This is a genomic window from Streptomyces azureus (genome assembly GCF_001270025.1).
Taxonomy (GTDB): domain Bacteria; phylum Actinomycetota; class Actinomycetes; order Streptomycetales; family Streptomycetaceae; genus Streptomyces; species Streptomyces azureus.
In genome coordinates, this window is sequence record NZ_DF968224.1 from 18,950 (window position 1) to 29,253 (window position 10,304).

The 10,304-nt window shown below is 72.4% G+C and carries 8 protein-coding genes and 1 pseudogene; 2 read left to right on the top strand and 7 right to left on the bottom strand.

The features are described from left to right. Nucleotides 1–87 precede the first annotated feature (87 nt). From AOQ53_RS08455 to AOQ53_RS08470, 4 genes are all read right to left on the bottom strand, one after another. Nucleotides 88–1,038, bottom strand: coding sequence for an N-acetylmuramoyl-L-alanine amidase (locus AOQ53_RS08455; RefSeq protein ID WP_059416362.1), 951 nt, complete (start codon nt 1,036–1,038; stop codon nt 88–90). Between the two features lie 62 nt (nt 1,039–1,100). Beyond that, nucleotides 1,101–1,382 carry a hypothetical protein gene (locus AOQ53_RS08460; RefSeq protein WP_059416363.1) on the bottom strand — a complete coding sequence of 94 codons (282 nt, stop codon included), beginning with the start codon at nt 1,380–1,382 and terminating at the stop codon, nt 1,101–1,103. Nucleotides 1,383–1,489: 107 nt separating this feature from the next. Beyond that, nucleotides 1,490–2,140, bottom strand: coding sequence for a class I SAM-dependent methyltransferase (locus AOQ53_RS08465; RefSeq protein ID WP_059416364.1), 651 nt, complete (start codon nt 2,138–2,140; stop codon nt 1,490–1,492). Nucleotides 2,141–2,231: 91 nt separating this feature from the next. After that, entirely contained in the window at nt 2,232–3,971 is a 1,740-nt protein-coding gene (locus AOQ53_RS08470; protein WP_059416365.1) for an MFS transporter, read from the bottom strand. 201 nt (nt 3,972–4,172) lie between these two features. On the opposite strand from AOQ53_RS08470, the gene AOQ53_RS08475 reads away from it, so the two are divergent. Together AOQ53_RS08475 and AOQ53_RS08480 are read left to right on the top strand one after the other, a co-directional pair. Further along, entirely contained in the window at nt 4,173–5,591 is a 1,419-nt protein-coding gene (locus AOQ53_RS08475) for an MFS transporter (RefSeq protein ID WP_059416370.1), read from the top strand. 336 nt (nt 5,592–5,927) lie between these two features. Further along, nucleotides 5,928–6,668 (top strand): class I SAM-dependent methyltransferase, encoded by a 741-nt coding sequence (locus tag AOQ53_RS08480; protein ID WP_059416366.1) that lies wholly within the window; start codon nt 5,928–5,930, stop codon nt 6,666–6,668. Nucleotides 6,669–6,672: 4 nt separating this feature from the next. Here the strand turns inward: AOQ53_RS08480 and AOQ53_RS08485 are convergent, their stop codons facing one another. The 3 genes and pseudogenes from AOQ53_RS08485 to AOQ53_RS08495 all read right to left on the bottom strand — a co-directional run. After that, the gene (locus AOQ53_RS08485; protein ID WP_059416367.1) at nt 6,673–7,290 is read right to left on the bottom strand and encodes a response regulator transcription factor; all 618 of its coding nucleotides are present in this window, start codon (nt 7,288–7,290) and stop codon (nt 6,673–6,675) included. Continuing rightward, nucleotides 7,287–8,501, bottom strand: coding sequence for a polysaccharide pyruvyl transferase family protein (locus AOQ53_RS08490; protein WP_059416368.1), 1,215 nt, complete (start codon nt 8,499–8,501; stop codon nt 7,287–7,289). Before AOQ53_RS08490 ends, AOQ53_RS08485 begins: the two co-directional genes overlap by 4 nt. Before the next feature lie 242 nt (nt 8,502–8,743). Further along, nucleotides 8,744–10,081: pseudogene (locus AOQ53_RS08495) on the bottom strand (sensor histidine kinase); the annotation flags it as partial. Nucleotides 10,082–10,304 lie beyond the last annotated feature (223 nt).

A 10,304-nucleotide genomic window follows, 5' to 3' on the forward strand; every position in this document is an offset into this window, starting at 1 on the left:
TGTGAAGCGTGGGGGTGGCCCCTCATCGTACGGACGGACACTATCGTCCGCCCGACAGGGTGTCCGCCGGGATCTGCCGGTCCGGGACTACCCGCGCAGAAAACTCACGATTCCCTCGGAGATCCCTTGCGCCGCCTTCTGCCGCCACGCGCCACTGGTCAGCAGCGCCGCGTCCTTGCTATCGCGCATGTTGCCGCACTCGATGAACACCTTGGGAACTGTTGACAGATTGAGACCGCCCAGGTCCTTACGCGTGACGAGACCGGTGCCGTCGCCGATGTAGTTGGCCGGCGCGCTGCCGGTGACGGCCACGAAGCGGCCCGCGACGCGCTCGCCGAGATCGCGGGACGGGCCGACGATCGCCCGGGTGTCCGCGGCACCCGAGTGGACCGCGCCGGGCAGGATCACGTGGAAGCCGCGGTTGCCGGCGCCCGAGCCGTCCGCGTGGATCGAGACCACGGCGTCGGCCTTCGCGTCGTTGCCGATCCGGGCCCGCTCGTCCACGCACGGCCCGTACGGCCGGTCGCCGTCCTGAGTCAGCTTCACCGTGGCGCCCTGCTTCTCCAGCAGGGTGCGCATCCGGTGTGCCACGTCCAGGGTGAACTTCGCCTCGGGGTAACCGTCGTTGGTGGATGTGCCCGTGGTGTCGCACTCCTTCCAGTTCGTCCCGATGTTCACCTTGCGGTTGATGTCGGAGGGGTGCTGGAAGTTCTCCGGGTTGTGCCCGGGGTCGATGACGACGACCTTCCCCTTGAGCGGACCGGAGGCCGGGGCGGGCGCGGAGGCCGAGGACGCCGTCGGCGTCGGTGAGGCGCTCGGCTCCTTGCCGTCGTCGGTGGGCGCGCCCGACGCGGAGGGCGGGGAGGACCGCACGGTCGCCTGGCCCGAGCCCCCTGCGTCCCCCGAGCCGCCCACCGTCTCGTACACGAGCCAGCCGAGCAGCGCCCCGGGCACCAGCGCGGCGAGCGCGACGGTCAGGGGGCCGCGACGGGGGCGGCGGGGCTGGGGAGGTTCGAAGTCCGGGCCTACGTACGACACTGTGCCACCCTAGCGGCCGTCCGCAGGGGGCAGCGGGTCGAGGACGGCCCAACGGGTGGCGGCTACTCCTCGTTCGGGGTCCCGTGCCGTACCGCCTCCTTCACCCGTGCCTCGACCTCCTGGCGGGGTGTGCCCTCCTGCTTCGCGTACGCGGTCACCGCTGCCTGGACGTCGCGGGCGAGGTCGCGCCAGGCGCGCCAGGCGGTCTCCCACGTGGTGGTCTGCTGGGCGCTCCACTTGGTCTGGGTGGGCGGACCGTAGGCGTCCTGGAGTTGCCGCACGCGGGCGTACGCCTCGTCCGCCGCGCGCTGCTTCTCCACGAGCTCTGCGAAGGTGTGTGCCACGCGCCCGGATCCTTGGGCAGCGGCGGTCGCCCGCCGACTCGCCACGCCGCCCGTGGGCCGACCGGGAGGGGGCGGAGGGGGCGCGGTTCACCCGCCCAGCCGTTCTCCTAGACGCCCGGGCCGGTGCGCCGCAGCACGCGCAGCGAGTCCGTCGCCGAGACCTCCGTGAACGCGCCGGATGCCAGGGCCCTGAGGTAGACGCGGTAGGGGGCCTGGCCGGTGAACTCGTCCTGCGGGTCGGGGAAGACGTCGTGGATGGCGAGCAGGCCGCCCTCGGCCACGTGCGGGGCCCAGCCCTCGTAGTCGGCGGTGGCGTGCTCGTCGGTGTGGCCGCCGTCGATGAAGACGAAGCCGAGGGGGGTCTGCCAGATCGCCGCGATCTGCGGGGAGCGGCCGACCAGGGCCACCACGTGGTCCTCCAGGCCCGCCCGGTGCAGGGTGCGGCGGAACGTGGGCAGCGTGTCCATCAGGCCGAGCTCGGGGTCGACCGTCTCCGGGTCGTGGTACTCCCAGCCCGGCTGCTGCTCCTCGCTGCCGCGGTGGTGGTCGACGGTCAGCGCGCCGACCCCGGCCTCGCGGGCGGCGTCGGCGAGCAGGATCGTGGACCGGCCGCAGTACGTGCCGACCTCCAGGAGCGGGAGCCCGAGCCGTCCGGCTTCCACCGCCGCCGCGTACAGGGCCAGGCCCTCGCCCACGGGCATGAACCCCTTCGCCGCCTCGAAGGCGGCCAGGATCTCGGGCTTCGGGGCCGCGGGCATGGGGTTCCTTCCGGTCGTACGACGGTTCGGGCGCCTATGGTGCCGTACCCCCTGCCGAGAGGACGACAGGGGGTACCGGTGAGTAGCAGCGTCAGGCGGAGGCCGTCTCGCCGGGCAGCGACAGGTCCAGGTCGACCGGCCGCTCGTCGCCCGCGTGGGTCGCGGACGAGGCGAGCGGGCCGTGGCCCGTGGCGCGGGCGGCCACGACGTACGCGCCACCGGCCGGGACGATGAGCGCGTAGGCGCCGTCCTCGGCGGAGAGCGTCGCGCCCGCCTGGCGGCCCCGGCGGTCGATCAGTGTGACCCTGGCGCGGGCGACCGGCGTGCCCTCGGCCGACAGCACGCGGCCCCGGAAGCCGCGCAGGATCTGCTCGGCGCGTTCCAGTGCCGCGTCCTCCTCGCTGCTGGCGCGCAACTGCGGCTTGTCCGACGGGCGGCGGCCCGGCAGGAACAGGGCCAGGAGCAGGCCCACGGCCACCGCGCCCGTCGCGATCAGGAAGGAGACCCGGAAGCCGTGCATGGTCGGGATCTCGACGCCGCCGACGTTGTCCGCGGTGTTCGCCAGCACCATGCCGATCACGGCGCTCGACACCGACGTGCCGACGGAGCGCATCAGGGTGTTGAGGCCGTTCGCCGCGCCCGTCTCCGAGGCCGGGACCGCGCCCACGATCAGCGCGGGCAGCGAGGAGTAGGCGAGGCCGATGCCCGCGCCCAGCAGGACCGAGATGACCAGGCTCTGCCAGGCGGCGCTCATCAGGCCGAGGCCGGCGCCGTAGCCGATCGCGATGATCAGCAGGCCGAGGATCAGGGTGGCCTTGGGTCCGTACTTCGCGGACAGCCGGGCGTAGACGGGCGCGGTGAACATCATCGTCAGGCCGAGCGGCGCGACGAGCAGACCCGCGACGACCATCGACTGGCCGAGGCCGTAGCCGGTGGACTTCGGCAGCTGGAGCAGCTGGGGCAGGACCAGGGAGACGACGTAGAAGGAGACGCCGACCATGATCGAGGCGAGGTTGGTGAAGAGGACGGCCGGGCGGGCCGTGGTGCGCAGGTCGACCAGCGGGGCCTTGACGCGCAGCTCCATCACGCCCCACAGGAGCAGGACGACCGCGGCGGCGGCGAACAGGCCGAGCGTGGTGCCGGAGGACCAGCCCCAGTCGCTGCCCTTGGTGATCGGCAGCAGGAAGAGCACGAGCCCGGTGGACAGACCGAGGGCGCCCGGCAGGTCGAAGGAGCCCTCGGCGCGCATCGGCGACTCGGGCACGACGAGCAGGGTGAGGGCGATGGCGAGGACACCGAGTCCGGCGGCGCCGTAGAACAGGGCGTGCCAGTCGGTGTGCTGGGCGACCAGGGCGGCGGCGGGCAGGGCGAGACCGCCGCCGACGCCTATGGAGGAGCTCATCAGGGCCATCGCGGAGCCCAGCCGTTCGCGGGGCAGCATGTCGCGCATCAGGCCGATGCCGAGCGGGATGGCGCCCATCGCGAAGCCCTGGAGCGTACGGCCGGCGATCATGAGCAGCAGGTCACTGGTGAAGGCGCTGACCAGAGCGCCGACGACCATGACCGACAGGCTCGTGATCAGCATGCGCCGCTTGCCGTAGAGGTCGCCGAGGCGGCCCATGATCGGGGTGGCCACCGCGCCCGAGAGGAGGGTCGAGGTCAGGACCCAGGTGGCGTCGCTGGGGGCGGTGTCCAGCAGTTGCGGCAGGTCCTTGATGACCGGGACGAGCAGGGTCTGCATCACCGCGACAACGATGCCCGCGAAGGCGAGTACCGGGACCACGGCCCCGCGCGCTCTGCCGGCGGGACGGACTGTCGTCGTCTGCGTCATTGAGGGGGGCCTCCAGGCCGGGGTGTTCGGGGGTTGCGTGGTTACGTGGGGTGTGAACCTTGTATGCGTAGGCAACTATTCCGTTGCTTCGGCATGCTAACGAAATCTTGACCTTCTCTTGGGGAAAGGGTCCGGGGCTGCCGTGGCCCTAGGTCCAAATTCCGATGCCGGCGGCGTGGAGTGGTTGAGAGCATGACACTCATGGTCGACGCCGCCGAAAAAACCCGTACGCCTCGCCGAACCGCGCCTCCCACCTGGCTCGTGGTCGCGCTCACCTGTGCCGGGCAGTTCCTCGTCGTGCTGGACGTGTCCGTGGTCAACGTGGCACTGCCGTCGATGCGGACCGGGCTCGGGCTGAGCGAACAGGGCTTGCAGTGGGTGGTGAACGCGTACTCCATCGCCTTCGCCGGTTTCATGCTGCTCGGCGGGCGGGCCGGGGACCTCTACGGCCGCAAGCGGATGTTCCTCGTCGGGCTCGGACTGTTCACCCTGGCCTCGCTGGGCGGCGGACTGGCGCAGGAGGAGTGGCAGTTGCTGGTGGCGCGGGCCGTGCAGGGGCTCGGGGCGGCGGTGCTGGCGCCCTCGACGCTGACGATCCTCACGGCCTCGGTGCCGGAGGGCGCCGCCCGGGCCAAGGCCATCGGGACCTGGACGGCGGTCGGTGCCGGTGGTGGCGCGGCGGGCGGCCTGGTCGGCGGGCTGCTGGTGGAGATGTTGTCGTGGCGGTGGGTGCTGTTGATCAACGTGCCGGTGGGGGCGGTGGTGCTGTGCGCGGCCGCCTGGTTCCTCACCGAGGGCCGGGCCGGGGACGGGCGGCGGCTCGACCTGCCGGGCGCGCTGCTCGTGACGGGCGGGCTCGGCACGCTGGCCTACGGCATCTCCCAGACGGAGGCGGCGGGCTGGACGGCGACGGCCACGCTGCTGCCGCTGTTCGCCGGGCTCGCGCTGATCGGGCTGTTCCTCGCGGTCGAGGCCCGGACGGAGAGTCCGCTGATGCCGCTCGGGCTGCTGAAGCTGCGGTCGGTGTCGTCGGCGAACGTGGCGATGTTCCTGTGCGGCTCCGCGATGTTCTGCATGTGGTTCTTCATGACCCTGTACGCGCAGAACGTCCTGGGCTACACCCCGCTGGAGGCCGGACTCGCCCTGGTTCCGAGCTCCCTGGCCGTCATCTTCGGCTCCAAGATCGCGCCCCGGCTCATGCGGGGTCTCGGGCCGCGGAACGTGGCGGCGCTGGGCACATTGGTCGCCGTGGCCGGCTTCGCCTGGCAGTCCACGATGACCCCCGAGGGCGCGTACGCGACGACGATCCTGGTCCCCGGAGTCCTGATGATGCTCGGCGCGGGCCTGGCCGCGACGCCGCTGGCCTCCCTGGCCACGGCCGGGGCGGCGCCCGAGGAGGCCGGGCTGGTGTCCGGACTCGTCAACACCTCCCGCACGATGGGCGGTTCCCTGGGCCTGGCGGCGCTGTCCACCCTCGCGGCGGCCCGGTCGGCGGGGAGCGGGACGCCGGAGGCGCTGACGGAGGGGTATGCCTTGGCGTTCCGGGTGGGGACCGGGGTGCTGGCCGTGGGGGTGCTGTTGATGTGGGTCTGGCTGCCGCGGACGGCACGGGAGTCCTAGGGCGGGTCCGTAAAGTCCCGTCGTCCGCCCGCAGGGCGGGCGGGGCTTTGCGGACACACCCCAGCCAGCCGCGTCACCAACCTCTCCGAACAGCACACCTAGGACTGCCGACGGCGGACATCGGCGCGCGTCGCGTCGTCCGTGGTGGGGGCGCCGAGGCCCCTGGGCGGCGCGCCGCCGGTGTTTCGGTCCGGGGGTGGAGTGACGCGTCGACGGGTGCGGTCCCGGTTCCGCCAGGGACCGCAGGAGGCCCTTCGTCGGTGCCTGCAAACCCTCCCTGAACTGGGCTTTCGTCCTGTCCCGGCGTACGGTTGCCGGACGCGGAAGGGGGACCGGATGGACCGGAACATACGCACCGTCGACGACGTACTCGCGCTGCTCGACGGGCTGTTCGCGCCCGAGGCCGATCGGTGGACGGGGCGGGGTGCCGAGTGGTGGGACGGCTTCTACGCCGACCGTTCCCGGCCGGTGCCGTTCTTCGTGGCGAAGCCGGACGAGAACCTGGTGAGTTGTGTGGAACGGGGGGTGATCAGCGGAGGGCGGGCGCTGGACCTGGGGTGCGGCCCGGGGCGCAACGCGCTGTACCTGGCGGAGCGGGGGTTCGAGGTGGACGCGGTCGACCTGTCTCCTGCGGCCGTCGGCTGGGCCCGGGAACGGGCCCGTGAGGCGGGGGCGGACGGCGTACGGTTCCACTGCGGGGACGTTTTCGCGCTCGCCGGCACGGAACTCACCGGACCGTACGACCTCGTCCACGACTCCGGCTGCTTCCACCATCTGCCTCCGCACCGGCGGATCAGCTATCTGGCGCTGCTGGACGACGTCCTGGCTCCCGGGGGCCTTTTCAGCCTCACGTGTTTCGCCGCCGGGGCCGACGGGATGGGGTCGGAGCTGTCCGACACCGACTTCTACCGTGAGGCGAAGGGGCTCGGGGGCGGGCTCGCGTACGCGCCCGAGTCGTTGCGGGAGATCTTCTCGGGCCTGACCGAGGTCGAACTGCGGCGGATGCGGGGCGAGCCGGAGGAGTCGGCGTGCTTCGGCGAGAGCTTCCTGTGGACTGCGCTGTTCCAGCGGGCCTGAGGTCTCACAGCCAGCCCTGGCGGCGGGCCTCGCGCAGGGCCTCCGTGCGGTTGCGGGTGCCTGTCTTGCCGATGGCGGAGGAGAGGTAGTTGCGGACGGTGGACTCCGAGAGGTGGAGTCTGCCGGCGATGTCGGCGACCGTCGCGCCGTCCGCGGAGGCCTTGAGGGCGTCGCTCTCGCGGGCGGTGAGGGGGTTGGGGCCGGCGCTGAGCGCGGCCGTGGCGAGGGCCGGGTCGACGACGGTCCCGCCGGCCAGGACACGGCGGATCGCGGCGGCGAGTTCCTCCACGGGGCCGTCCTTCACCAGGAAGCCGGTGGCTCCCGCTTCCATGGCACGGCGCAGATAGCCGGGCCGGCCGAAGGTCGTGAGGATCAGCACCCGGCAGTCGGGCACCCGGGCGCGCAGCTCGGCGGCGGCGTCCAGGCCGCTCTTTCCCGGGAGTTCGATGTCGAGGAGCGCGACGTCGGGACGGTGGGTGAGCGCCGCGTCCAGGATCGCGTCACCGGCCCCCACCTGCGCGACGACTTCGATGTCGTCCTCCATGCCGAGCAGCAGCGCGAGCGCACCGCGCAGCATGCCCTGGTCCTCCGCGAGCAGTACGCGGATGGGTCTGTCGGTCACGGGCCGAGGGTAGGGCGGGGCGCGTCGAGCAACGAGGTCAGTGTCCCGGTGAACGCCGTCGCCGAGTAGTCGGCGTGAGCGCGGATGCGCGCCGCCACGGCCTCGGCACCGCCGTCCTCCAGGAGCTGGACGAGCCGGTCGGTGCTCTGCCCGCGCCCTTCCTGGGTGGACAGGTAGAAGTCCGTCGCGTCGTAGGCCATGTGGAAGACGTGCTTCTTCACATCGCTCAGCGTCAGGTAGTCGTCGTGGGTCTTGGGGGTCGGCTCGGGCGCGCCGACGCACACCGCGGGGGTGCCGGCGCCCCAGGCGTTGACGGACAGGTGGTAGGTGTCCGTGATGACCAGTCGGTAGCGGGGGAGGACCGCCACCAGATCGCCGATGGTGTGCCGCCCCGGGCGCGGTGCGATGTGGCCGACCGGAGCGGGGATGTCCCGGTCGAACCAGGGCAGCCATTCGAGCGGGGCGCCCAGGCGCTCGGACAGGTCCTGGCAGAAGGCGGGCAGCCACTCGGGGATCTGCGTACGGGCACCGAGGAACACGCCGATCGCACCGCCGTCCGGGACCGCCCGGGACCATTCCGTCGTGGGGAGGTGGTCGAGGTCGCCCGGGCGGGACAGCAGCGCCGCGTCCGAACCGAAGTAGTCGGTCGCACGGTCCCGGCGCAGGTGCGCGATCTTCGCAGCCGAGAGCGGGTCACGCACCCAGACGCGGCGGCTGCGCGTCACCAGGCGTGAGAACAAGGGGCCGTATTCCTTGTCCTCGTAGTCGGACTGCGAGTTGTGCAGGATCGTCCCGCCGTAGCTGAGGGTCCGCGCGAGGAGCTCGTCCGGTTGGTCCGCGAACAGCAGTGTGCGGTTCAGCAGGCTCCGGGCCGCCTCACGGTCCTCGGCGAAACCGAAGTCGAGCAGACGGTTCGTCGCGTCCTGCTCCAGATAGTGCCGGGTGTGGAGGAAGTCGCCCCAGAAGACGACCGCGTCGTGGTCGCGGAGCGTGTCGAGGTGCTCCGCCAGGGGGTGGAAGCGGAACGGGAAGTCTGTGCCTTGCGCGCACTCGCGCAGGGGCACGGTCTTCGGCGTGTGCAGGGTGTACCAGGTGGCGTCGATCTCGGGGGTCATCCGCCGCCGCAGGGACTCGAACGCCAAGTCGACGGTCAGCATGCCGGTGTTGCGGTACCCGATGTTCGGCGCGGTGATGACGGCGACGTGTGCCATGTGCTCCATTTCCCCCAGCCGTTGCCGGTGCCGTCCACGTGTACGGGTACGTGTGGCGCGGACCATCGGCCAACGTACACGCCGACGTGGGGCGTACGGCGTCCCGCCCCCCTGCTCACCGGGGCGGACAGCGCGCCTCCGGCCGCCGGGCCGGTCCGCCTGTTTGCGGACTCCGGCCGGGAACCCTCTGCCCCCCCCCCGGACCACCCCTGCGGCGCCGTGAGGTTGAACGCTCACGCCCGTTCCGCCACCGCCGGGCTCGCGCCCGTCACATCGACATCGAGCGGGAGTTCCGCCGACACGGCGAATCCGCCCTTGGCCTGGCGCCCCGCCGTCAGCGAGCCGCCCGCCGCCGCGAGACGCTCCGTCAGGCCGGTCAGCCCCGTGCCGGCACGGGCGCCCGCGCCGTCGGGCCCACCGCCTCCGTCGGCGGCGGGCCCGCCCGTGATGTCCGCGGCCGTCCTTGCCCCGTCGGCGGCGAGCGCCCCGATCCCGTCGTCCACCACGGACAGACGCACGCGCTCCGCCACACCCGACAGCGTGATGACGCAACGGTCCGCCCCGCTGTGCCGTACGACGTTCGTGACCGCCTCCCGTACCACCCACCCCAGCAGCGCCTCGGTCTGCGGCCCGGGCGGAGGGCCGGAGCGGTTCACGGCAAGGGTGATGCCCGCCGCCGTCAGGGCCGAGCGCGCGCGGTCGAGTTCCGCGCCGAGGCTGCCCTGGCGGTACCCGGTCACGGCCTCCCGGATCTCCCTCAGCGCCTGGCGGCCCACGGACTCGATGTCCGTGATCTGGGCCAGCGCGGCGTCCAGATCGCGGGCGGCCAGGCGACGGGCCGCCTCCGACTTCACGACGATCACCGACATCGTGTGCCCGAGCAGATCGTGCAGGTCACGGGAGAAGCGGAGGCGCTCCTTCTCGACCGCCCGGCGGGCCAGTTCCTCGCGGGCCGCGCGCAGTTCGCGCACCGCCTCCGAGAGCCGCATGATCGCCGCCGTCACCATCGTCGAGATCCACGTCGCGTACGCGATGTCGAGGCCGCCCCAGCCGTCGTGGAAGCAGGACACCGCACCCGCCAGCACCGCCACCGCCGTACCGGCGGGCCGCAGGTGCGACAGGCGCAGGGCCGCGCCCGTCGCCAGGCCGAGCAGCGGGAAGAACAGCAGCCAGTTGCCGCCGTAGCCGGCGGCGAGCGCGCAGGTCACGGCCGTCAGCAGGACGTGGGCCACCCGGGTGGAGCGAGCCTCGCGCTTGTCTCTGTGGAACGCGCGGAACGCCACGTAGATGTAGAGCGTGTTGAAGGTGATGAGGCCCAGCCCGCCGATCCACGGGTTCGGCGTCTGGTCCTGGAAGAGGTTGGAGAAGGCGCCCATCCCCATCAGCAGCCACGGCAGCAGGGTGAACCCGCTGGGCGGCGGACCGGGATGCTCGGGGAGCCCGCCCGCTCTCCGGGCGGCTCGCCACTCGGCCCTGAGCCGCGTCCTGTTCGCCGCGCAGTGGCGCCGGTGCTCCCGGGACTGCCGGACGGCCGCCCGGGTCGCCTCGACGTGGCACCTGATCTTCTGTGTCCAGGACATGTCCCCGTCCCCGATCAGACGTTGGCCGCGCCGCGGCGGTACGACAGTGGTCTGCGTGGTCATGGCAGAACGCTACGGATCCGCCGTGGCCGGGCGGCAGATGCGGTTGTACGGAGTTCGCCAGGACAAATGTCATGGGCCTGCCCCCCCACCTCGCCGCTCGCCGCCATCTGACACGACGTCAGGAGACTTCACAAGTGTGGGGGCCTGGGCTATACAGAGG